Annotated in this window: 20 protein-coding genes; 11 read left to right on the top strand and 9 right to left on the bottom strand. The window is 62.6% G+C overall.

All coding sequences use genetic code 11. From position 1 onward, the window contains the following. The first annotated feature begins 150 nt into the window (after positions 1-150). From HAQ05_RS03110 to HAQ05_RS03100, 3 genes are read left to right on the top strand one after another with little or no spacing between them, the layout of a single operon-like run. Positions 151-2,421, top strand: coding sequence for a TonB-dependent receptor (locus tag HAQ05_RS03110; protein WP_190417262.1), 2,271 nt, complete (start codon positions 151-153; stop codon positions 2,419-2,421). 10 nt (positions 2,422-2,431) lie between these two features. Further along, positions 2,432-5,173: an exo-rhamnogalacturonan lyase family protein gene (locus HAQ05_RS03105; protein WP_190417260.1), complete on the top strand. Its 2,742-nt coding sequence runs from the start codon at positions 2,432-2,434 to the stop codon at positions 5,171-5,173. A 35-nt stretch (positions 5,174-5,208) separates the two neighbouring features. Beyond that, positions 5,209-5,841, top strand: a complete 633-nt coding sequence (locus HAQ05_RS03100) for a DUF6250 domain-containing protein (RefSeq protein WP_190417258.1) — start codon at positions 5,209-5,211, stop codon at positions 5,839-5,841. Here the strand turns inward: HAQ05_RS03100 and HAQ05_RS03095 are convergent. Next, positions 5,822-6,793, bottom strand: coding sequence for a LysR family transcriptional regulator (locus HAQ05_RS03095; protein ID WP_190417256.1), 972 nt, complete (start codon positions 6,791-6,793; stop codon positions 5,822-5,824). The two genes, HAQ05_RS03100 and HAQ05_RS03095, sit on opposite strands and share 20 nt — an antisense overlap. Before the next feature lie 220 nt (positions 6,794-7,013). Here HAQ05_RS03095 and HAQ05_RS03090 point away from each other — a divergent pair, with 220 nt between their 5' ends. Then, entirely contained in the window at positions 7,014-7,808 is a 795-nt protein-coding gene (locus tag HAQ05_RS03090) for a MetQ/NlpA family ABC transporter substrate-binding protein (protein ID WP_190417254.1), read from the top strand. A gap of 133 nt (positions 7,809-7,941) precedes the next feature. Here HAQ05_RS03090 and HAQ05_RS03085 read toward each other — a convergent pair whose 3' ends face one another. Then, the gene (locus HAQ05_RS03085) at positions 7,942-8,223 is read right to left on the bottom strand and encodes a hypothetical protein (protein WP_190417253.1); all 282 of its coding nucleotides are present in this window, start codon (positions 8,221-8,223) and stop codon (positions 7,942-7,944) included. A 454-nt stretch (positions 8,224-8,677) separates the two neighbouring features. Here HAQ05_RS03085 and HAQ05_RS03080 point away from each other — a divergent pair, with 454 nt between their 5' ends. The 5 genes from HAQ05_RS03080 to HAQ05_RS28530 all read left to right on the top strand — a co-directional run bounded on the left by HAQ05_RS03080 (position 8,678) and on the right by HAQ05_RS28530 (position 12,532). Then, complete coding sequence (locus HAQ05_RS03080; RefSeq protein WP_190417251.1) at positions 8,678-9,343, top strand: ABC transporter permease subunit; 666 nt, start codon at positions 8,678-8,680, stop codon at positions 9,341-9,343. Next, positions 9,324-9,980: an ABC transporter permease subunit gene (locus tag HAQ05_RS03075; RefSeq protein ID WP_190417249.1), complete on the top strand. Its 657-nt coding sequence runs from the start codon at positions 9,324-9,326 to the stop codon at positions 9,978-9,980. The genes HAQ05_RS03080 and HAQ05_RS03075 overlap by 20 nt, the downstream gene beginning before the upstream one ends. Beyond that, positions 9,980-10,741, top strand: a complete 762-nt coding sequence (locus HAQ05_RS03070) for an amino acid ABC transporter ATP-binding protein (protein WP_190417247.1) — start codon at positions 9,980-9,982, stop codon at positions 10,739-10,741. Before HAQ05_RS03075 ends, HAQ05_RS03070 begins: the two co-directional genes overlap by 1 nt. After that, positions 10,738-11,625 (top strand): transporter substrate-binding domain-containing protein, encoded by an 888-nt coding sequence (locus tag HAQ05_RS03065; protein WP_190417245.1) that lies wholly within the window; start codon positions 10,738-10,740, stop codon positions 11,623-11,625. The genes HAQ05_RS03070 and HAQ05_RS03065 overlap by 4 nt, the downstream gene beginning before the upstream one ends. Before the next feature lie 418 nt (positions 11,626-12,043). Beyond that, on the top strand, positions 12,044-12,532 hold the full coding sequence (locus HAQ05_RS28530) for a hypothetical protein (RefSeq protein WP_238935040.1): 489 nt from the start codon (positions 12,044-12,046) through the stop codon (positions 12,530-12,532). Between the two features lies 1 nt (position 12,533). Here HAQ05_RS28530 and HAQ05_RS03055 read toward each other — a convergent pair whose 3' ends face one another. Both HAQ05_RS03055 and HAQ05_RS03050 read right to left on the bottom strand, forming a co-directional pair. Continuing rightward, a complete protein-coding gene (locus HAQ05_RS03055; protein WP_190417243.1) occupies positions 12,534-13,151 on the bottom strand; it encodes a helix-turn-helix domain-containing protein in 618 nt (205 codons plus the stop codon). Beyond that, complete coding sequence (locus HAQ05_RS03050; protein WP_190417241.1) at positions 13,148-13,315, bottom strand: hypothetical protein; 168 nt, start codon at positions 13,313-13,315, stop codon at positions 13,148-13,150. The genes HAQ05_RS03055 and HAQ05_RS03050 overlap by 4 nt, the downstream gene beginning before the upstream one ends. A gap of 215 nt (positions 13,316-13,530) precedes the next feature. Between HAQ05_RS03050 and HAQ05_RS03045 the strand changes: the two genes are divergently transcribed. Next, complete coding sequence (locus HAQ05_RS03045) at positions 13,531-14,349, top strand: CmcJ/NvfI family oxidoreductase (RefSeq protein ID WP_190417239.1); 819 nt, start codon at positions 13,531-13,533, stop codon at positions 14,347-14,349. Between the two features lie 72 nt (positions 14,350-14,421). Here the strand turns inward: HAQ05_RS03045 and HAQ05_RS03040 are convergent, their stop codons facing one another. Together HAQ05_RS03040 and HAQ05_RS03035 are read right to left on the bottom strand one after the other, a co-directional pair. Beyond that, positions 14,422-15,996 (bottom strand): alkaline phosphatase D family protein, encoded by a 1,575-nt coding sequence (locus HAQ05_RS03040; RefSeq protein WP_190417237.1) that lies wholly within the window; start codon positions 15,994-15,996, stop codon positions 14,422-14,424. Positions 15,997-16,005: 9 nt separating this feature from the next. Next, the gene (locus tag HAQ05_RS03035; protein ID WP_190417235.1) at positions 16,006-18,291 is read right to left on the bottom strand and encodes a TonB-dependent receptor; all 2,286 of its coding nucleotides are present in this window, start codon (positions 18,289-18,291) and stop codon (positions 16,006-16,008) included. A 361-nt stretch (positions 18,292-18,652) separates the two neighbouring features. Between HAQ05_RS03035 and HAQ05_RS03030 the strand changes: the two genes are divergently transcribed. Continuing rightward, entirely contained in the window at positions 18,653-19,738 is a 1,086-nt protein-coding gene (locus HAQ05_RS03030) for a sigma-54 interaction domain-containing protein (protein ID WP_190417233.1), read from the top strand. Positions 19,739-19,750: 12 nt separating this feature from the next. On the opposite strand, the gene HAQ05_RS03025 is transcribed toward HAQ05_RS03030, so the two are convergent. From HAQ05_RS03025 to HAQ05_RS03015, 3 genes are read right to left on the bottom strand one after another with little or no spacing between them, the layout of a single operon-like run. After that, the gene (locus HAQ05_RS03025; protein WP_190417231.1) at positions 19,751-20,872 is read right to left on the bottom strand and encodes an LLM class flavin-dependent oxidoreductase; all 1,122 of its coding nucleotides are present in this window, start codon (positions 20,870-20,872) and stop codon (positions 19,751-19,753) included. Next, positions 20,862-21,878 carry an LLM class flavin-dependent oxidoreductase gene (locus HAQ05_RS03020; protein WP_190417229.1) on the bottom strand — a complete coding sequence of 339 codons (1,017 nt, stop codon included), beginning with the start codon at positions 21,876-21,878 and terminating at the stop codon, positions 20,862-20,864. Before HAQ05_RS03020 ends, HAQ05_RS03025 begins: the two co-directional genes overlap by 11 nt. A 37-nt stretch (positions 21,879-21,915) precedes the next feature. After that, positions 21,916-22,953 carry an LLM class flavin-dependent oxidoreductase gene (locus HAQ05_RS03015; protein ID WP_190417227.1) on the bottom strand — a complete coding sequence of 346 codons (1,038 nt, stop codon included), beginning with the start codon at positions 22,951-22,953 and terminating at the stop codon, positions 21,916-21,918. Positions 22,954-22,957 lie beyond the last annotated feature (4 nt).

Genomic DNA, 22,957 nt, shown 5'->3' with positions numbered 1-22,957 from the left:
TTTGCGGTCTGTACATAACCGCTAAGGCCCTTAAAACTTCTGGCTTATGCGTTATAGGAATAGTAAACGGGCATTCCGATATTTAGCGCTCAGGGGGCAGGTGTGATTAAACGGCGCCGCTGCTCAATGATCGCCCCAAGGATTGCGCCCATGTTCCGTTTCAACCGCCTGGTTTGTTCCCTCTGCTTCGGCCTTGGCTTAACCTCGGCCCAAGCAGCACAACCGCCCGCCGTGGCCACCACCGATACCCGCGCGGCAAGCCAGCCGGCCGGCGCCGTGCCATTGGCCACCGTACGGGTTGAAGGCCAGCGCCAAGCCGACCCGCAGCAACCGCCGGCCTCCACCCGCGAACTGAGTGGCCAGGTGCTCGAACAGCAGGGCATCTACCGCCTCGAGGACTTGCAGCAGCTCGCGTCGGGCCTGGACGTTGCGGTAGTCGACCCTTACGACACACGCCTCACCTTGCGGGGTGTGGGCGACGGTGGCGGTAGCGAGATCAATATCGGCATGCCCAGTAGCGTCGGGCTATTCCTGGATAACGTTTACCTAAGCCGCCCGGGCATGCTCTCCAACGATTTACTCGACATCGAACGCGCCGACGTACTAAGTGGCCCCCAGGGCACCCTGTATGGGTTCAACACCACCGGCGGGGCGATTGCCATCCAAAGCCGCAAGCCCACCTTCACGCCACAAGGCTCGATCCGCCAGTCCATCGGCCAACGTGGCTACACGCAAACCCAGGGGATGTTCTCTGGGCCGTTGAGCCAGACGCTCGCCGGGCGTATCAACCTGTCGCACACCGAGAAAGGCGGCTATGTGCACAATGAATACACCGGGCATGAACTGGGCGGCAGTAACCAGGATGGCCTGCGCGGGCAACTGTTGTGGGTGCCCAGCAGTGACTTTAACCTGCGCTTGATTGCCGACCTCAACCGCGCCACCAGCTACCCGGTCGCGGTGCTCGATGAGGCCAACGCGGTGGGCGTTACGCGGCCATACCTGGACCGAACCCAACTGGTAGGCGCCCACGTGGTTGGGGGCGGTTACAAGGTCAACACCGACGATGAGAACAAAGCCTATGTGCGCCAGGGCGGGCTCTCGGCCGAGGCCAATTGGGCCTTGGCCAATGGCTTCAACCTGCGTTCGGTGAGCGCTTACCGTTACTTCGGCTTTCAGCCTAACGCCACCGACAGCCTCGACATACCGTTGTACGCCGGCAGCGGCGCAGACGTGCGCGATCGCGTGTGGTCGCAGGATATTCGCCTGGATTCGCCCAAGGGAGCGTTATTCGACTACGCCCTGGGCGCCACCTACTGGGGCGAGAACCTCGACACCTTTGCCCACGACCACTACGCGGCAGGCAACCAGACCACCCAGTACTACGGCTCGACCAGCAACACCGGCAAGTACGTGCAGCGCTGGGGCAAAATCGACGATTCGATTTTCTCGCTCTATGCCCAGGGCACCTGGCACCTGAGCGATGTATGGGACGTTACCGCCGGGGTACGTGACAGCTACGAGAAAAAATCCGGGCGGTTTCGCCGGGTCAACAAGAACGATTTCGACTCCGGCGACTTGAACCAGTACGAGCAACTGCCGGCGGCGATGCTTAATGTCAGTTACTTTTTCTTGCCCAATGTGCAGGGGTACCTGACCTTGGCCTATGGCGAGAAGTCCGGCGGCATGAACGTGTCCTCCGGGGCGGCGGCCAAGGCAGGTTACGACAGCTTGCTGGTGGACCCGGAAAGCACCCGCGGAGGCGAACTGGGTGTAAAAAGCCAATGGCTCGACGATCGCTTGGGCGTCGACGCCGCGCTGTTTTGGTCTGAGGTGCGCCAGTTCCAAACCACCGCCTACGACCTCGAAAGCCAGAGCAGCTACCTGATCAACGCCGGCACCATGCGCTCGCGGGGGCTTGAAACCAACGTTACGCTCAAGCCGCTGCAGGGCCTGACGCTGAACTTCAACGGCACGCTGCTGGACAACAAATACCTGGATTTCGAAAACGCCAAATGCCCGGCCGAAGTCTCTTTGGCCGCCAATGCGCCGGCCACTTGCGACATGAGTGGCGACCGGGTGTTCCGCTCGCCCAAGCTGACCTATAACCTCAGTGGGCGCTACGAGTGGCAGACCTTCGCCGCGCTCGACGCGTTCGTGTCGGCGCGCTACGCCTACCGTACCTGGGCCTACGGCACCGTGGACAACTCGCAGTTCAGCCGCATCCCCGGTTACGGGCTGCTGAACCTGGCCACCGGCCTCGGTGGCCACTACGGTGACGGCCGCTGGAACGCGTCGCTGTGGCTGAACAATGCCACCAACAAGCGTTACTACCGCACCCTTAATACCGGCGATTACGGCTCAGCCTTCGGTGTGCTCGGCGAGCCGCGCACCTTGGGCATGACCGTTGGCTACGACTTCTGAGTACCTTGCTATGAACCGATTTGTATTGCACCGGCGCGGTTTCCTCGGTGCCAGCGCGGTGCTCGCCAGCGGCGCGGCGTGGGCTGGCCCGGCGAATGCTGCTGCCCGCGCCAGTGCCCCGGCCGAAGCGCCGTTGGGCTGGCTCGGCACGCAGCCGCCGGCATCCTTCGAAGGGGTAACCTGGGGCACGCCCTGGCCTCGTGGCCACGTCGCGGCGGGCAGCAGCTTCGGCCTTCATGGCGGCGACGGCAGCGCGCCCGTGCTGCAAAGCTGGCCGCTCGCCTACTGGCCAGACGGTAGCCTGAAATGGACCGGCCATGCGCTGGGCCCGCAACCGTCGGTACCGCACCATTACCGGGTAACACCGCTGGCCACGCCACCTACCGCTGCGCCCACGCTGGCATGGGAGGAGGGTGGCCAGGTGGTGATCGACACCGGTGTGTTGCGCTGCGTAATTCCCCTGAGCGGGGAGAGGCTGTTGGAGCGGGTCGAACGCCAAGGCCGGGCGGCATTACTGGCGGGGCACTTGGTGCTTGAGGTCAAGGGCGACCCAGATCAACCGGCCAGCCCTGCGCGGCGCTACCGAAGCCACGTGTCGCGGGTGGTGGTGGAGCAACACGGGCCGGTGCGCGCGGTGGTGGCATTGTATGGCGCCCATGACGCAGTGGAGGGGCACGGGCAACTGCTGCCGTTCGTGGTGCGGCTGTACGCCTATGCCGGCAGCGATACCCTGCGCCTGGTCCATACCCTGACGTTCGACGCCGATGCGCAGCAGGACTTCATCAGTGGCGTGGGCGTGCGTTTCGACACCCCGTTGCAGGCACCCTTGCATGACCGCCATGTGCGCTTCGTCGGGGCCAACGGTGGCGTGTTCGCTGAAGCGGTGCGCGGCCTCACCGGGCTGCGCCGCAGCCCGGGCGAGGCGGTGTTGCGTGCCCAGGTCGAGGGCCGCAGCACAGGGCCCTTGGCCGGCTTCGGCGAGGCCGTGGCCAGCCGCCTGCAGTACATTCCGGCCTTTGGCAGTTACCGGCTGCTGCAGGCACACCCGGATGGCTTTCAGATCAGCAAACGCACCGCGGCCGGCTGCAGCTGGCTGCACAGCGCCACCGGCGAGCGTGCCGCCGGGGTGGGTTATGTGGGCTCGCCCGAGGGTGGCGTGGTGTTCGGCCTGCGCAACTTCTGGCAAAGCTACCCGGCGCAGTTGGACATCGTTGACGCACACCTCGACCAAGCCCAGGTGACCGTATGGCTGTGGGCACCACAGGCCGCGCCGATGGACCTGCGCCAATACCACGACGGCCTCGGCGAAGACACCTTCACCCGCCAGCGCGAGGCGCTGGAGATCACCTACGAAGACTACGAACCGGGCTTCGGCACGCCCTACGGGGTGGCACGCACCAGTGAACTGGTGTTGCAGCTGGTGGCCGCGACGCCCAGCCACCGGCAATTGCAGCGCATCGCCGAACGTATCCAGCATCCACCGCTGCTGGTGGCGCCACCGGCCTACCTGCACAGCACCGAAGTGTTTGGCCCGGCGTGGGCCCCGGCGGGGCAGCAAACCGAGCGCCAGCAAGCCATCGAAGCGCAGTTGGCGTGGTATTTCGATTTCTACCGCGATGAGGTCGAGCAGCGTAAGTGGTATGGCTTCTGGGACTATGGCGACGTGATGCACACCTACGACGCGCAGCGCCATGTGTGGCGTTATGACGTGGGCGGCTATGCCTGGGACAACTCCGAACTGAGCACCGATTTGTGGCTGTGGTATTACTTTTTGCGCACTGGGCGCCAAGACGTATTCCGCATGGCCGAGGCCATGGCGCGCCACACCGGCGAGGTCGATGTGCATCACCTGGGCCGCTTCGCACCACTGGGTTCGCGGCACAACGTGCAGCACTGGGGCGACAGCGCCAAGCAATTGCGCATCTCCACCGCCGCCAACCGGCGGTTTCTGTATTACCTCACCGCCGACGAACGTACCGGCGATTTGCTCAGCGAACAGGTGGAAGCATTGCGCACCCTGCGTGAAGTGGTGCCGGGGCGTAAGGTGGGCCAGCAGGGTGACCCGCGCGCGGGCTATGCCAGTATCAGCTTTGGCACCGATTGGGGGGCCATCGCCGCGGCTTGGCTGACCGACTGGGAGCGCAGCGGCGACCCGGCCGTGGCACAGCGGTTGCGCGCCAGCATGGAAAGCATCGCCGCCCAGCCCCATGGGTTCTTCACCGGGGTGGGCAACATGGAGCTGGCCACGGGCCGTTTCGACATCGACGCGCGCGGCACGCTGCAGGTGTCGCACCTGTCTGCGGTGTTCGGCCTGGCGGAGATTTGCGGCGAACTGATACAACTGCTGCCCTCAGCCCGCTTCGAACAGGCCTGGCTCGACTATTGTCGGCTCTACAACGCGGCGCCAGCCGAGCAGCAAAAGGCGCTTGGCGCGCCATTGGCCCGTCTAAACCTGGCCCAAGGCCATGCGCGCCTGACCGCTTATGCCGGCTACCGCCTCAAAGACCCGGCGTTGCAGGCCCGCGCCTGGACCGTGTTTTTCGCAGGTTCCGGCGGCATCCCCGCGCCCAACCGGCGGTTGCACCGGGTGCAGCCGCCAGCGTACCTGTACGGGTTGAACGAGCCTGACCCGGTGTCGGTGATAGATGCCCATTCCGACACCCGCGCCGAGGCCAACCTGTCGACCAATGCCGTGGCCCAGTGGGGGCTGGCCGCCATGGCCTTGCTCGCGCTGGACCATGCCCTGCGCTAAGCGCCGCCCCCAGAGCTATCCAAGAGAGCGCATGTATGCCTTGCCCTGCAACTTTCGCACTGCCCGCGCCGATACAGGATGATTTCCACGGCCTGGCCCCCGCGCGCTGGCGCGTCGAAACCGAGCGCCCGGCACAGTCACGGGTGGCCACTGAACAGGGGCGGCTGATCATGGACACCGCCGCCGGCATGACGGTATGGCTGAACCAGCCGCTGGGCGGCGCCTACCGCATCGAGTTCCTGCGCCAGGTATTGGTCGCCGGCCAGCCCAATGATCGGCCTTCAGACATGAACGTGTTCTGGGGCGCCCATGAGCCGGGCCTGGCCGCTTTGCTGCCACGGGACGGCGCCTTGGCATCCTATGACTCTATGGTGTGCTGGTACGTGGGCATGGGCGGCAATGGCAACAGCACCACGCGTTTTCGCTACTACGATGGCAGCGGGGCGCGGCAGATGCTGGGCGAAACGCTGGGGCCGGCCCACCTGCTCGAACCCGGGCGAATCTACCGCATCGCCATCGAGGTCAGCGCGACGCACACTGCCTATTGGGTAGATGGGGTGCGCGTGTTCGAGCAGCCATTGGCTGGCCTGCCGCGCCCGGGCTATTTCGGTTGGCGCTCCGTCTGGTCGCGCCAGGCGATCAGCCGTTTCAGCGTGCAAGCATTGTAAACGGGGGCTCGGTGCCCTTGCCTTGCGGCGGGTTGGCCTCCAACGCCTGCATCGCACTGTCGGCTTCGAGGAAGGCGTCGATCAACGCCTGGGCCAGGAACGAGCGTTTGTAGCCGGCGCGGCTGACCACACCGTAATGGGTAAAGAATTCCGGCGCATGGGCATCCAGGCCGCACACATTGAGAATCTTCAAACCTTGGCGCAGGTAGGGGTTGTTGCGGCTCACATTGGTGGTGCCGATGGCGTCGGAGTGTTGGATCACGCTCACCAGGCTGTAGCCATTGTCGCATTCGATGCGGGTTTGGAAGTCGGGCCGCCCGCTCAGTTCTACCAACGCTTTGCGCAGGTTCGGCGCACGCACGCTGCCGGCCAATGGGTAGCTGAACAACTGCTCGACGCTGACCTGCTCCAGGGCCGCCAGGGGATGCTCGCTGCGGCAACAGAAGCCCCACCGGTGCGGGCTGAGCAACTGCACGCGGTAGTCTGGGTCGTGCTCAAAATTGCGCGCGTCGGCCACGAAGAATTCGCATTCCTCGGCCTGCAGCCGCTGCGCCAATGCCTGCCAGTTGTCGACATGAAAGCGCACGCGCACTTTGGGCAGGCGCCGGGTGAACAGGCCCAACGCTTGCGGCATCAGCCACGCCGCTGGTGCCGGCCCGCAGGCGAATGACAACTCGCCGGCCTCCTGCTCGTTGAACTGGCGCACCGACTGGACCAGGTCATAGGCATTACCGATCAATAATCGCGCATGCTCCAGCACGATCAGGCCCTTTTTGGTCGGTGCCAGGTTACGGGTTCGGTCGACCAGGCGCGTGCCGAAACTGTGCTCCAGCGCCTGGATGCTTCGGCTGAATGCCGATTGCGAGAGGTTGACCGCCTGTGCGGCCAAGCCGAAGTTGCGGTGCTCTACCAAGGCGATGAAATGGCGAAGTTGGCGCAGGTCCAGGTGCATAGGGCAGGGGGCTCGAACGCGAAGGCGGGCGGCACTGTGCCTGAGGCCGGTGGCAATGAAAAAGAATGAATGGTTATCGGAGGGCGCCTGGGCGGCATAAGCTGCGGTCTATATATATTCAAAAACGCTATTTCTCGGTTTTCTTATTCCGTACTACGGTGCCGCGCAGTACTCAGGGCTGCCGCGGTGTGCGCGGTGGCGTATTTTTCAAGGACTCGCCATGCGCCTTCGTTTCCGTCGTTTGCTGTTTCCCGTATTCGCCGCCCTGTTGGGCAGCGCCTCGCTGGCGTGCGCGGCACCGCTGAAAATAGGCACCACCGCAGCCTTCGCGCCGCCGCTGGAAGCTGCTGTGGCCGAAGCGAAAAAACAAGGCCTGGAGGTGGAGCTGGTCGAGTTCAACGACTGGGTAACGCCCAACACGGCACTGGCCAACAAAGACCTGGACGCCAATTACTTCCAGCACATCCCGTTCCTGGAAAACGCCAATAAAACCGCCGGCCTGAACCTGGTGGCGGTGGCGCCGGGGATCATCAATAATATCGGCCTGTACTCGAAGAAGTACCAGCGCGTGGAAGACCTGCCCCAAGGCGCGAAAGTGGCGATCGCCAACGATGCCATCAACGGCGGCCGCGGCCTGTTGTTGCTGGAAAAAGCCGGGCTGATCAGCCTCAAACCCGGGGTGGGCTACCACGCCACCCTGGCCGACATCAGCGCCAACCCCAAGGATATCCAGATCACCGAACTGGAAGCGGTGCAGTTGGCGCGGGTGCTGGACGACGTCGACTTGGCCCAAGGCTACCCGCACTATATTCGCCTGGCCAAGACCATCGACCCGAACGCGGCGCTGCTGTTCGACGGCGTAGACCACCCGGAATACGTGATCCAGTTCGTCGCTCGGCCAGACAACCGCGACGACCCGCGTTTGAAGCAGTTCATCGACGTGTACCAGCACTCGCCGGTGGTGCGCCAGGCGCTGGATACGGCGTATGGGAAGCTGTACCAGCCGGGGTGGTGAGTGGGCCTGCCGCCCTGTGGTGGGGCGGCGGCTTCGGTCAGCTATAAGGGGGGGGTTATGGCGTTCCAGCCACCGCCTCTATGATCTGACGCCCGTGTTCCTCACGGCGACCGCCAGGGTTTCGATTACCGTTTTATAACGAATCGCTTTCCTTCGCGGAAAGTAATTTAAATGAGGGCCCTTCCCACGGTACAACCAGTATTTCGACCCGGTATTGTTTGCCCTGACTGGAAAGCAAAATGATCTGTTTCTCACCTGAAACCACTTGAGAAGCGGCTTTGAGAATTTCGAAATCAACCAATGCCGCAGCGGTTTCTTTAGTGATATCACGCTTCACCGCTGTTACCGATTTGCGTAAGGATTCAACAGTCGCTTCGTCGAGCTTTTTTTCTACTGCGCCGCCGATAGTGCTCATCGTATAGACCTCTATGGGTTTCTTCTAGAAGGCACCTTGGCATGGCTGAGCCATCATCTATGAACGTAAATGAGGTGCTTGCCGAGTCTGCCACACTTGCCCATACCGTCTACTGGTAGACGTGTGAGGTGGCAGTTATAAACGATAGGTATAGGCTGAAGCGCCGCAGCCTCGACCCGCAATGCCAGCACTTCGAATTCATGACCGCACCACGCGTTCTAGCGTGAAGGCAACTTTTAAACAGCAGGATGAGTTGCCCGTTGCCGGGACAGGCCCAACCCGTGCGGGCGCTGTATTGCGGCAAGTCTATACTTATAATTAAAGGGTATTAATAGTTTACAAACAGTTTCAATAAGCTATAAAAAACTCGTGGGATACACCCGCATCCACTTGAACACCCCTTTGCAGACTGCCTTATGCTTCTATCCTGTTTTTGCCCAGGGAGTTCACACCCGTGACCTTCGACCTGGCGTTCATGCTGTCTACCTTACCTGCCTTTGGCCGCGCCGTACTGACGACCTTCAAGGTCGGCCTGCTGGCCATTGGGCTGTCCTTGCTGGTGGCGTTAATGGCGAATGTGCTGCTGAGCTTCAAGCGGCGCGCGCTCGACATGCTGGTGCGCGCCTATGTGGAATTGGCGCGCAATACGCCGTTGTTGATCCAGTTGTTCTTTATTTATTTTGCGTTGCCCAGTGTGGGCGTGCAGGTCAGCGGCTTCACCTCGGCCATCGTGGCGATGACCTTCCTCGGCGGGGCCTACCTTACCGAAGTGCTGCGCGCGGGCATCGAGGCGGTGCCGGTGCAGCAACTCGAAGCTGGCCGCGCCATTGGCCTCTCGGGCGGGCAGTTGCTGCGCTATGTGATATTGCCGCAGGCCGGGCTATTGAGCCTGCCCGCGGTGTTTGCCAATGTGATCTTCCTGCTCAAGGAAACCACTGTGGTTTCCGCGGTGGCGGTGCCGGAGTTGTTGTACACCACCAAGAACTATATCGCCCTGTACTACAAAACCTACGAGATGCTCGCGGTACTCACTGGGCTGTGCCTGGTGCTGTTCCTGCCGTTGTCGTTGGTGTTGGGGCTGCTGGAAAGGAGGTTGCAACGTGGCCACCTCGGGTTTTGAGCTGCTGTGGCAAACCGCGCCGCAACTGGCTACCGGGGCGGGCCGTACCCTGGCGATCTCAGCCTGCGGCATCGCCTTGGCCACGGTGTTGGGGTTGGCTTACGGCATCGGCCGCACCCTGGGCATTGCCTGGCTAGATCGCAGCCTGCGGGTTTACCTGGCAGCCTGGCGGGCGATCCCGGTACTGGTGTGGCTGTACCTGTTTTTCTTCGGCCTGCCGATGTTCCTCGGCCTGAGTGTGCCGGCGTTTGCTTGCGTGGTGTGCGTGCTGGGCTTGTGGGGTGCCAGCGAGGTGGGTGAGGTGGTACGTGGCGCGCTGCGCTCGCTGCCGGCCGGGCAACGCGACGCCGCACTGGCCATTGGCCTGGGCCGCTTGCAGGCGTATGCCTGGGTGCTGCTGCCGCTGGCGCGCAAGCGCATGACCCCTGGGGTGATCAATGTGTACACGCGGATCATCAAGACCAGCTCACTGGCCGTGCTGATCGGCGTGGTCGACGTGACCAAGATCGCCCAACAGATCATCGAGCGCACTTACGCCTCGGTGACCCTTTACAGCTTTTTGTTCGTGTTTTTTTTCCTCGCCTGTTACCCGCTGTCGGTGCTGTCGCGGCGCCTGGAACAGCGCTGGAGCCATTGATGAGCGATGTGATCGAGTTACGCGGGTTCAGTAAACATTTCGGCGCCCACCCGGTGCTGAACGGCATCGACCTGGCGGTACGCCAGGGTGAGGTGGTGGTGATCCTGGGCCCCAGCGGTTGCGGCAAAAGCACGTTGCTGCGCTGCCTCAATGGGCTGGAGCAGGGCAGTGCGGGCGAACTGCGCTTCAACGGCGAACGCCTCGATGCCCGCAGCGATTGGCGCGCCGTGCGCCAGCAGGTGGGCATGGTGTTTCAGAGCTACCAGTTGTTCGGGCATTTGCGGGTGCTCGACAACATCCTGCTCGGCCCCCTGCGGGTACAAAAGCGCGCGCCGCAGGAGGCCCAGGCCCAGGCCCTGGCGCTGCTGGAGCGGGTGGGCCTGGCGGACAAGGCCCTGGCCTGGCCACGAGAGCTCTCCGGCGGCCAGCAACAACGCATCGCCATCGTGCGGGCCTTGTGCATGAACCCGAAGGTGATGCTGTTCGACGAAGTCACCGCGGCGCTAGACCCGGAGATGGTCAAGGAAGTGCTGGAGGTGATTCTGGACCTGGCCGAGGCCGGCATGACCTTGCTGATCGTGACCCACGAAATGGCCTTTGCCCGCGCGGTGGCCGACCGCATCGTATTCATGGACGGCGGCCGTATCGCCGAACAAAGCCCCCCGGAGGCCTTTTTCAGCAACCCGCAAACCGCACGCGCGCAGCAGTTTCTGGAGCGTTTCTCCTATGTCGAAAACCTGCCAAGAAGGAAAGCATCGTGAGTTTCAAAACTGCCCTGTTATTCCCCCTGGTCGCCGCCTGCCTGCTGGCCGGCTGCGACAAACCCGAAGCGCCGAAAAGCGCCGCGGCGCCTGCGGCCACACCCTCCGCCGCAAGCTACCTGGACACCATCAAGGCCCGCGACAAACTGGTGGTGGGTGTGTTCAGCGACAAGCCGCCGTTCGGCTTCGTCGACGAAAAAGGCCAGTACGTGGGCTTCGACACCGACCTTGCGAAACGCTTCGCCAAGGACCTACTCGGTGATGAACACAAGATCGAGTTCGTGGTGGTGGAGCCGGCCAGCCGCATCCCGTTTTTGCAAAGCGACAAGGTCGATCTGATCCTGGCCAACATGACCGTGACACCGGAGCGCCGCGAGGTGGTGGACTTCACCAACCCCAACTTGCGCGTGGCGGTGCAGGCACTGGTGCCGCAGGGCAGCGCGGTGCAACATTTGGATGACCTCAAGGGCAAGACCATTATCGTGACCACCGGCACCACCGCCGACCTGTGGCTCACGCAAAACCACCCGGATTGGCCGCTGCTCAAATTCGAGAAGAACTCCGAGTCGCTGCAGGCGCTGGCCAACCACCGCGGTGATGCCTATGCCCAAGACAACCTGGTGCTGTTCAGCTGGGCCAAGCAAAACCCCGGCTATCGCTTGCTGCCGGAAACCCTTGGCGATGAGGCGCCAATCGCCCCCGCGGTGAAAAAGGGCAACAGCGACCTGCGCGACTGGGTGAACCAGGAACTGGCGCGCTTGGGCCAGGAAAAATACCTGCTCAAGCTCTACGACCAGTATGTGCGCGACCAATTGGCGCCCGACACCGACCCGAACGCGGTGATCGTCGAAGGCGGCGAGTGGAAGCCAGGCGGCGGGGCATGAGGGCCTACGGCAACGTTTGAGCATGAGGGGCCGCTTGGAAAAACTGGCCCCCTTTAGATACTCGCGTAATCAGGTGCCCCACCCGCGGCGGGGTTGTCTGTTCCCACGTGCTGTATCGCCCCGTCCGACACAGAAAAGGCGCCCAAATAGGGCGCTTTTTTATACCGTTTATTCATCAGGGTTCTAAGCATAGATCTATGACGAATATCGTTAGCGTGTTTATCGACTTCATGGCATTGGTATTGGTCGTGATAGCGTCTATAAAGATGTAATAGCGACTGTAAGCACTTCTATTGTCTCTAATTGAACGCTGCTGTGCCCATCCCTGGCGCCGTGACGCCACCTTGTAGTGGGTGAGCTGAGGCCTAGAATCGCCTCCAGACAGTAGTACCGACCATTCGATAACGGAGTTTCGATCATGATGAATGCAATGCAAATGCCGATGAACACCACCATGCCTATGATGGGCATGCCGATGATGATGGCGACCATGGATTGCCAGATGATGGCCGACGGTATGATGTGCACCCTCAAGCCGGCCGCTGGCATGGACATGAAGATGTTCTGCAACAGCGCCGAAATGATGGCGATGATGATGAAGTGCGGCATGCCGATGGCGATGCAGTGCGGTGGCATGATGATGATGGGCATGAGCGAGGAGTGCATGGCCATGATGAGCATGATGCCGGCCATGAACATGCCCATGATGAACATGCCCATGATGCGCTGCATGATGACCTGCACCCTGGAGGCTGATTGCATGAAGTGCATGATGACGCCAATGCCCGGCATGCCCATGGCGATGATGGAAAACTGCTGCAAGCTGATGAACAAGATGATGACCGACTGCAGCATGCCGATGATGATGAGCTGCAACGGCATGCCGATGATGTGCTGTACCTGCTGAGTCAGCGTTCTGGCTGAGTGACCACCAGGTAGGCCAGCGTTTCGCTGTCGGCCGGGTTACGGTAGCGGTGTGGCTGGTCGGCGTAAAACACCACGGCATCGCCAGGGGAAAGCAGGTAAGCGGTTTCGTTCACGCTCACCTCCAGCACGCCTTGGCTGACCACCAGGTTCTTGTACACCCCTACCCGTTGCGCCGGGCAGCCATGCTCGCCCAACGCGGCCAAGCGCAGCTCATGGAATTCGACCACGCTGGGCTGCTCCACGGGAAACAACGCCCGGCTCACCAGCGCGCCGTCTGCGCTGACCAGGCGTTTTCCTTCCCGCGCCGGCAGCACGTGCACGCCTTCGAACCCCTGTGTATCGAGAAACGCCGCCACTGACACCTTCAACGCGCGCGCCACTTTGCACAGTGTCTTGATGGACGGCACGCTGCGACCGGATTCGATCTGCGCCAACATCGCCCGGCTGACCCCCGATAACCGCGCCAACCCATCCAGCGACAGATAACGCTTGGCCCTCAGGCGTTGCAGATTCAAGGCGACCTGTTCGACGCTGCGGTCTTCCTCCTCGAACCGTTCTTCCACCCCCTCACTGCCCAACCCTTGGGGCTGGCCATTCATGGTCGTGCCTGGCGGCCGTTGGGGTCGGCCTTGAGCTGGCCGAGGGTGAACAGTGCCAGGCTGGCTTGCGCGGCGTACATCGCCCACATCAACTGCGCGTTACGCTGGGCCTGGCGGCGTTGGCGGTAACGAACGAAGTCGAAAAGCTGGGCGGTCGGTTGCATGGCAGGCACCTAATGCAGGAAAGTTGTGCGTACAGTAACGCGCCGGCGATAGATCGAATAATAATGAGTTGGCATGTGCTAATACCTTTAGGTTCTTGATCGCTGCCGCGCCTAAGGTTAGACACCGATGTTCTTATCCCCACCCCCGGTCGATGCCGCAAAATCAGGGCTTGTGCGCCTGCTTTGGCGCCCCATATCGAACCCAGGAGGCAGCGATGGGAAGCCTGAACAGTAGCAACGCCCGTGTGGAAGGGGTGGTGAATTACCTGCTCGACACCGGCAAGCGCCCGGTCACCTACGCCACGGCAAACCCTGAAGGTGCCGAACCTTACCAACGCGAAGTGGACCCGACGCGGGTGCTGATCCAAGATGCCCGGCTGCTGAGCCATGCCCCGCGGTTGGACGTGGAGGGCTTCGAAAAGGTCGTGCAGCCCACCGAGCTGGACTTGCAGGACGAAGCGCAGATCATCGAGCGCTATTACACTGAAACCGAAAACCTGCTCAAAGCCGCCACGGGCGCGGTAAAGGTGGTGGTATTCGATCACACCGTGCGAATTGACGAACCGGGCCGCGAAGTGAGGGGCCTGCGTGAGCCGGTGCGTTACGTGCACAACGACCAAACACCGCGCTCGGCACAGCGGCGGGTGTTCGACCACCTGCCCAAGCAAGAGGCCGAGTACCGCAGCCACCGGCGTTTCGCGATCATCAATGTCTGGCGCCCCATCGGCGCGCCGGTGTACAGCACGCCGTTGGCCCTGTGCGACGCCCGTACCCTCGCCGACGCCGACTTGGTGGCCAGCGACCTGGTATACCCCGACAAAGTCGGCGAAACCTGGTCGATCAAGGCCAACCCGGCACACCGTTGGTATTACTACCCGCAACTGCGCCCCGATGAGGCATTGCTGCTGAAAATCTACGACAGCCAGCCCGGCGTGGCGCAGTTGACCGCACACACCGCTTTCGATGACCCAAACAGCCCACCCGGCGCGCCACCGCGGCGCAGCATCGAACTGCGGACATTGGTGTTTTATTGAAGGGCGCGTTGGCGGCAACGAAACACCTATACGCGCGGGCGGCAGCCTTGAATGGGCGCCGCGCCGATGCCCTTACGCCTCGTGCAACACGGGGCTACCACTTTCGACCACGAAGCGTTTGAGTGTCGATACGCTCGCGTTCGGGTCCAGGCGGTCGGATATCGCCTGCATCTTCACGTCCAGCCGTTCGCTGGTCAGGTCCAGTGACAGGTAACCCCGGGGCCGGCTGTCGTAGAAGCGTATCTGCGGGTTGTCGGGCAATATCGCCTGTACGGCGCTGTAACTGGGGCCATTGGAGGTGATGGAGGTGCCGACGAACTCCGCGGCAACCAGGCGCGAGGTTGGGTCTTCGGGGCGTTCATAGAGGTGGTTGGCCCAGAACGAATGGTAATCGCCACTCAACACGATCGGGTTGGCGGCCTGGCTGTCGCGCAGGTTTTCGATCAGCCGCCCACGTGCGGCCTGGAAGCCGTCCCAGGTATCGGTCCAATAGCGGGCTTCGTCGCTGCCCGGCTTCTGTGCCCGCAGCGGGGCGACCAGCAGGTCCTGGGCGAGCAGGTTCCATCGGCTGGTGCTGCGGCGCAGGCCGTCGTAGAGCCATTTTTCCTGTTCGAAGCCCAGCAGGGTACGGCTGGGGTCGGCCAAATCGGCACAGCTATTGGCTTGCATATGCCCTTTACCGAAATCCGGCGCGCGATAACACGGTTGCTTGGAGCGGTATTGGCGGCCATCGAGCACGGGCAGCGCGGCCAAGTCGCCATAGGTGAAGCGGCGGTAGATTTGCGGGCTGCCATTGCTGCCCAGCGGCGGGCGGCGCAACGGCATGTTTTCCAGAAAAGCCTGGTAGGCCGCGGCGCGACGTTGCTGGAAACGGGCGAGGGAGACGTTTGGGTCTTTGGAAAAACGCCCGGAATAATCGTCCTGCACTTCGTGGTCGTCCCAGGTCGCGATCCACGGCGCGCAGGCATGTAACCGTTGCAAGTCGGGGTCGGTTTTGTGCAGCGCATAGCGGTAGCGGTAACCGGCCAGGTCGGTGGCGTCCGGTGCCCCGTATGCTCGCGCAAGCCCCGGTGTGCCAGCGGCGTTGGTGTATTCGTAGATATAGTCGCCCAGGAACAAGACCAAATCGGGCCGCTCGTCGGCCATATGCCGGTAAGCGCTGAAAAATCCTCGCTCGTAATGCGCGCACGAGGCCACACTCAGCCGCAAGCGCTGCACGTGGCTATCCAGCGCTGGCAGGGTCAATGCCCGGCCGCTGGGCCCTTGCTCGCCCAGGGTGATGAAGCGATACCAGTATTCACGGCCAGGTTGCAGCCCGCGCAGTTCGACATGAACCGCATGGCCATTGATGGCCAGCGCCTGGGTTCGGCCACGCTGGGCGACACGGGTGAAGGCTTCATCCAGCGCCACCTCCCAGTCGACCGGGATGCTCGGCGGTAGCTCACGCTCGTTACCCGGGTACAGCGGCAAGGCGGTCAAGCGTGTCCAGATCACGAACCCGTCTGGCCAGGGGTCGCCACTGGCAACGCCGAGCGCGAAGGGGGTGGGGGTCGCGCCCAGCGCACGGCCGAAACGCAACAAAGCAGGTGCTGCGGCAGCCCCGGCCAACAGGCGCAGCGCACGCCGCCGATCGATATCGAAGGTCATCGCGGGCTCCTAGAATTCGTAATTGGCTTGCACGCCGACCGTGCGGGGTTCACCTGCCGTGGCAATTTGCGCGTTGCTCAGGAATGAGCCGTGGTACAGGTCGTAGTCTTTATCGAACAGGTTGTGGGCCCACAACGCGACGGACCAGTTGCTGCCCGCCGGCGCCAGGCCCAGGCGTGCGTTGGCCAGCCAATAGGCACGGGTGGTGGTGCCGCTACTGCCTTGGATGCTGTCATGATAGGAATAATCGCTCTGCGCCGAGAGGGTAAAACCGGGAACGTTCCAGACGTACTGCACCTGGCCGCCATAACTGGTTTCTGGGAAGTTGCTCAGGGCTTGCCCGGAGAAGTCGGTGTACACCGGGTACGCGTAATGGGCGGCCCGCGTTGCGGTGCTGTTGAGGCCTTGATAGTCGACGTATTTACCTTTTTTGGTGCCGAAGTATTGGCCCAAGGTCAGCCCGCTGATCGGTTCCCATTGCAGTTCCAGTTCATAGCCGTAAATCTTCGATTTGGGAATATTCACCAACCGGCCGACATTGCCGACGGTTTGGCTGATCCACACTTGTGACTGATACTGCTGGTCACGGTAGTCGTAGTAGAACGCCGAACCGTTGAGGCGCAAGGTGCGGGTCAAGTCGCTCTTGAAGCCCACTTCATAGGCCAGCAACTTCTCCGGTTTCACCGGCGCGATTTGCTCGGCGTAGCTGGAGTTATAAGCGGTGAAGCCTCCCGACTTGATGCCCCGGCTGATCGTCGAATAGAGCAAGGTCGACGGGCTGAACTGATATTCCAAGCCCAGCTTCCAGGAGGTCGAGTCGCTGCGCAGGTCACTGTCCGCCGCCGGGAAGCTCGCGGGGCCGAGGCTGTAGACGCCGCTATTGACCAAAATACGCTGGGTAGTGAAGTCTTCGAGCTCGCGGTGTTCCCGTTCCTGGCGCACCCCGGCAATCAGCTTCAAGGTGTCGGTAAGGCGGTAATCGCCTTGGGCGAATACACCATAGGTGTCTGCCTTCTGCTCATAGGAGGTGAACGTGCCGTAGCCCAGGTTGGCGCTGAAGTCCGAGTAAAACTGCTCGTCGAGCTTGTCCTTGGCGAAGTACAGCCCGGTTTGCCAATTGAAACGTTCGTTATCCTGGGACGCCAGGCGCAATTCCTGGGAGAACACGTTGATCTTCGAGTCGAAATATTCATCCGATTGTGGAATCACCGAGGCGTCCCAATCGATGTATTCACGCCGGCGGAAGCGGTCCACCGCAGTGATGCTGGTCACACTGAGGTGGTCGTCGAGGTCGAACTTGCTGGTCAGGGCCAGCCCCGTGTTGTCATTATCGCGGTGCGGTTTATCGTGGGCCGACAGGCCGGTGAACTTGGCAAAGCCCGGCGTCAGGCCCCAGCCGGTTTGTTTGCTATTGCTCTCCGGGGCGATGGTGGCATAGCCGCCACCATAGGTGGCATTGGGCACTAAGCCTTGGTACAGGCGGGAGCCCAGGCTGTCGGACTGGTCTTTGCCGCCATGCACGGTCAAGTTGAAGTTGATGCCTGGGGTCGCATCCCAGTCGAACTGGGCACGCAAGGAGGTGTTGTCCTTGTCGCCCAGGCTTTGGCCGGTCACACGGTTGTCTTGCCACGCGCCACCTTGCTCGGTGATAAACGCCAAGCGCGCGCGCAAGTCTTCGGTCAAGGGGCCTGACAAAAAGCCTTCCAAGCTGCTGGCGTGGTACGAACCGTAGTTGGCTGTCAACCCGCCGTGCAACTCGCGGGTGGGCTTGTTGGTAATGAAGTTGATAGCACCCGCGGTGCTGTTGCGCCCATATAACGTCCCCTGCGGGCCGCGCAGCACTTCCACCCGTTCCAAGTCGAACAGTTGTCCTTGGGTTTGGATCGGGTAGGGCAAGGCGACTTGGTCCAGGTAAACGCCCACGGTGGAGGTATTATTGCTGCCGTAGTCTTTCAGGCCCACGCCACGGATACGAAACAGCGGGTTGCCGCTGCCGTATTGGGGAACGATGTCGAGGTTGGGCACATAATTCTGTAGGTCATTGACCTGGGTAACGCCTTTGTCTTTCAAGTCTTGCCCTTGCAGGGCGGTCAAGGCGATACCAACGTTCTGGGCGGATTCTTCGTAGCGTTGCGCCGTCACCGTCACGGGTGCCAGCGCGGCAGTGGCTTGTGGGTCCGCCGTTTGCGCCAAGGCCTCGGCACCGAACAGCGACATCAGTGGCGCGCTGGCCAGCACGAAAGGATAGTGGGCAAAGCGTAAGCGATAATAGGCGTTGCAATGGCGTGCAGGCATGGCAGGGTCCCTTTATAAGTTCTGCGCTTCGGGCGGCATGCCAGGTGCCTTGCCGTCCGAACCGATTAAGGGCCGCTCTTCGAAGAGTAAGCTGAGGCTGCCCCAGCAACCGCCATGCCAACCTGTTATTTTTTTAAGCTCTTGTGTGACGGGGTTTTTTTAATAATGACCAACGCGCTGCGCTGAATTAGCAGCAGCCATTAGGGCAAACTGTTGCGTTATCAACAAAGTGCCATCAAACCCCGCGCACACGCCGCGCCATGGGTAGCGCAGTTATGTTCTAATGCTTTTTAGATCTTTCTAGTTATAAGTTAGCCTGAGTACAGTACGCGGCGAGTACCTTCGCCGAGAACCCACTGCCATGAGAGGTCCACAAGGGCATCCCAGCCCGATCCTAACGTTACCTCAGGGCGAAAAAGACCCGTTATCCATCCGGGCCAAAGCGTTGGTATTCGCCGACCCGCGATCGCGCCAACTTTTGGAGTTTCTGCAACGGGTCGCGCCCAGCGTGGCGCCGGTACTGATCCATGGCGAAACCGGCACCGGCAAAGAGCTGGTGGCGCGTTATATCCATAGCGCCAGTGGCCGGGCCGGGGCCTTCGTCGCGGTCAACTGCGGGGCCGTGAGCGAAAGCCTGGCCGAGAGCGAGTTCTTCGGGCATGAGGCGGGGGCGTTCTCCGGTGCCGTGGGGCGGCGCGCGGGTTGGTTTGAGGAAGCCGACGGCGGCACCCTGTTCCTGGATGAGATCGGCGACTTGCCGTTGCCCCTGCAGGTCAAGCTGTTGCGGGTGCTACAGGAACAGGAAGTGGTGCGCGTAGGCTCGCGCAAACCCATCAAGGTCGATATTCGCTTGGTCACGGCCAGCAACGTCGACCTTGAGCGGGCAGTGGAGGCGGGCAACTTCCGCCTAGACCTGCTGTACCGCATCAACGTCGCCGCGGTAAAGGTGCTACCGCTGCGCGAACGGCCGCTGGACATCCTGCCGCTGGTCGAGCACTTCAAGAAAACCTACAGCACCCGCCTGAAGATCGCCGAGCCCATGCTGTCGGAGGCTGCGGCGCAGGCGCTGCTGGACTACCCCTGGCCAGGCAACATCCGCGAGCTCGAGAACGTGGTGCACCTGGCATTGTTGGTCGCCGGTGACAAGGCCTTGCGGGTTGAACACCTTAAATTCTCAGCGGGGCTCAGCGCCCTGCATGCCGGCCCTGTCGGGGCGGCACCCACCCTGCCGCAGGACGTGCTGCGCGAGCAATTATTGCGGCTGTTCGAAACACCCGGGGACGCATTGCTGCATGACATCGAAGACCTGATCGTGCGCGAAGCATTTTCCTATTGCAGCTTCAACCAGATGCGCACCGCGCAATTGCTGGGGATTACCCGTAACGCGATGCGCACGCTGCTGGCCAACCACGGCATGCTCAAGGGCCGTAACAAGGCCTGCCCTTGAGCCGCCTGGGTTTCACCCTTGGCCAGCGCTGATCCGGCGTAACCGCGGCAGCAGTTCAGCACCCAGGTGGATGGCTTCTTCCAGGTGCGGAAACCCTGACAGAATGAAGCAGTCGACACCCAAGGCATGGTAGTGCTCGATACGTTCGGCCACGTGCTCGTAATTGCCCACCAACGCCGTACCGGCGCCGCCCCGCACCAGGCCGACGCCTGCCCAAAGGTTGGGGGACACTTCAAGCTCCCGGGCGCGGCGGCCACGGCCCTTGACCAAACTCGTTTGGCGGGACTGGCCCACCGACTCATAGGCGGCCATCTGCCGCTGGGCGCGGTCGATGGCATCTTTTGGGATTTCGTCCAGTAAGCGTTCCACATGGGCCCAGGCCTCGTCGTCGGTGGCAGCGGCGAAGATATGCAAGCGCAGCCCGAAACGCAGTGTGCGGCCCTGGGCAGCGGCCAGCTCGCGCATCCGTTGGATACGTTCAGCGATCATCGGCGGCGGTTCGCACCACATCAGGTACGTTTGCGCGTAAGCGGCGCCGACCTGTTCGGCGGCGGCCGAGGCTCCGCCGAAATAAATCGCCGGCACGCGCGCGTCGGCCGCGAGTGGGCCGCCGGCCTCTTGCCGGTAGTAGCGCCCCTGGTGCGGGTAAGTTTGGCCATGCCAGGCGCCCTGGAACACCTGAAGGAATTCGGCGGTGCGCGCATAGCGCTCGTCATGCTCGAGAAAATCGCCCAACGAGCGTTGCTCGAAGCGGCTGGAGCCTGACACCAAGTGCAGGTCCAGGCGGTTGTCACTGAGCCGTTGCAACGTCGCCGCCCGGTGGGCGCTATAGGCGGGCGACTCCACGCCGGGCCGCAGGGTGAGCAGAAAGCGCAGGCGGCGCACCTCCTGGGCCAACACCGCGGTGATCAACCACGGGTCTTCAAAGCCGCTGGCGGTGGGCACCATGATGCCGTCGAAGCCCGCTTGCTCAGCGGCCCGGACCACTTGGCGCAGGTAGCCCAGGGTGGGCGCCCGTTCGCCTTGCTGGAACAGCGCCACCTTCGGCAGGCCGCTGCTGGTCAGGTGGCGGCCATCCCCATTGGTGGGGAGGAACCAATCGATTTCGAGGGCTTGGCGACGTTCAACGGGCATGCTGTACCGCTTCCTTACGCAGGCCTAGCTCAGCCAGCAACGGTAGCACCCGCTCACCAAAACGCAGCACATCGCTGACGGCTGCGTGGCCCTGAATCACCACGTGGTTCAGGCCCAGCCCGTGCAGTTCTTGCAGGCGGGTGGCCAACTGCCGAGGTGTGCCGATCAAATAGAGCGGCAGCCCAGGGCCCAGTTGCACCAGGTTGGGGGCGATTTCGAAATGGCGCAGCGGGTTGCCAGGGCCGCCGAGGCGGGGGGGCGAATCGGCCGGGACGAGCCGCGCAGCGGTCTGTTCACTCAGTTGCCGGGCGGCCGCTTCCCACGCCTGGGCCTCGCTGTCGCCCTGGATCAGGCTGAAGCCACAGGCGAAGCGTAACGCCCGTTTGGCCGGGCGCTGCAGCGCACTCAGGCGGCTGATCTGCGCCTTCAACTGCGGCCCTGGCGCCGAGCGCAGCAAGCAAGCGTCCGCGTGGCGAGCGATGAGCGAAGGGCTTTGGCTGGCATCCAGAATGATCGGCGGTGCCGGCAGGTCGCGCCGGGCAAACCCTGCGTTTTCCAATTGGAAATACCGGCCGCTGTAGTGCAAGCCGCCGTCGCTGCCGTTGAGCAGTTGCGCGAGGATCTCCAGGTATTCGCCGGTGCGTTCACTGCGTTGGTCGCGGTTGAGCCATTCGCCGAACAGGCTGCGCAACTCACCTTGCTCAGCGTCGGGCAGGTGTAGGCGCACACGGTGGGCGCTGATCGATTGCAGACTTTGCAGCGTACTGAACAGCGCCGCCGGCAGCATCACTTGCGGCGCCACGCTCACGGTCAATTGCACCTGGTGAGTATGGGCACACAGCGCCGCCGCCACCCCTAGGCTTTCGGCACACTGCGCGCCCGCCAGCACCCAAAGCCCATCGAGGCCCGCGTACTCCACAGCTTGGGCCAGTTGAATCCACTGCCCGGGCGGGGTAGCCCCGTTTGGGCTGCACAGCGGCAATTGCCAGCTGAATTCCAGTGCCATGCTCAGGCTCCGTGAAAATACACTTGCGAACGCGGCATCATCCCACTGTCGGCTGGGGCTGGGTAGGTCGGGCCGCGCGGGGTTGCCAACCCAAGGCCGGGGCGATGGCCTGGGCTATCAGCCGCAAGCGCTCAAGCACCTGCGCCTGGGTGGAGCTTTCCGCCTGGGCCACCACGATCAAATAATCGGCATAGGGAAACAGCGCCGGGTCTTGGCGCAGGCTGGCGATCACCTGTTCGGTGTCGCCATGGTGCACGTTCATCAGCCGTAGATGTGCGTCCAGGCCCAGCGCTTGCTCGATCAGGCCCTCACGTTGCAGGCGCGGAATATGTTTTTCGATATCGACGGCTAGCTCCGCTTGCGCGGTGGCGCGGTCCGGCGCCGGGAATACGGCCCGGACCACGCCGATACGCGGCGGGTGGGCAGGGTCGGCCCAGGCCGCCAGGTACGCCTCGGCCAAAGGTTTCTGCACCGTCAGCGGGTCATGGGTGGCGGTGCCCAGCAGTAGCCCGTTGCCCTGGCTGGCCGCATAGCGCGCGCCGGCTTCGCTGCCGTGCGAATGCCACAAGCGTTGCGCAAGCCCTGGCGCAGGAGGCTGCAGGGTGAGGCCGCCGCTGCCGGGCAGCGGGTAGCCTTGCAACAGGCGCTGAAGCTGTTGCTGGCGTTGCTCGAACTGCGCCTGGCGATCCTCGGCGGCCTGGCCAAAGGCATCGAAGTTGCCCAGGTTCGCGCCACCGCTGCCGATGCCCAGTTGCACCCGGCCAGCGCTGAGGTTATCCAGCACGCTGGCGTCTTCGGCCAGGCGGGTCGGGTCTTCGAACGGTAGCACCACCACCGCGGTACCCAGCTCGATGCCCGGGACCTGTTCGGCGATAGCGGCCAGCAGCACCAGCGGCGATGGCAACCGGCCAAACCCCTGGTCCAGATGATGCTGGGCGATCCAACCGCCGTCGAAGCCCAGCGCCTGTGCGACTTCGAATTGTTCGATCAGGTGATCATAAGCCTGTTGCGGGTCGGCGCCGAAGGCGTGGCTCAGAAAGCCCAGTTTGAAGGGTTTACCCAGTTGTCGAGGCATGGCA

It is taken from the genome of Pseudomonas typographi (assembly GCF_014694385.1).
GTDB lineage: Bacteria > Pseudomonadota > Gammaproteobacteria > Pseudomonadales > Pseudomonadaceae > Aquipseudomonas > Aquipseudomonas typographi.
The sequence above is the reverse complement of the archived record's forward strand: the minus strand, read 5'-3'. Positions and strand labels throughout refer to the sequence as shown.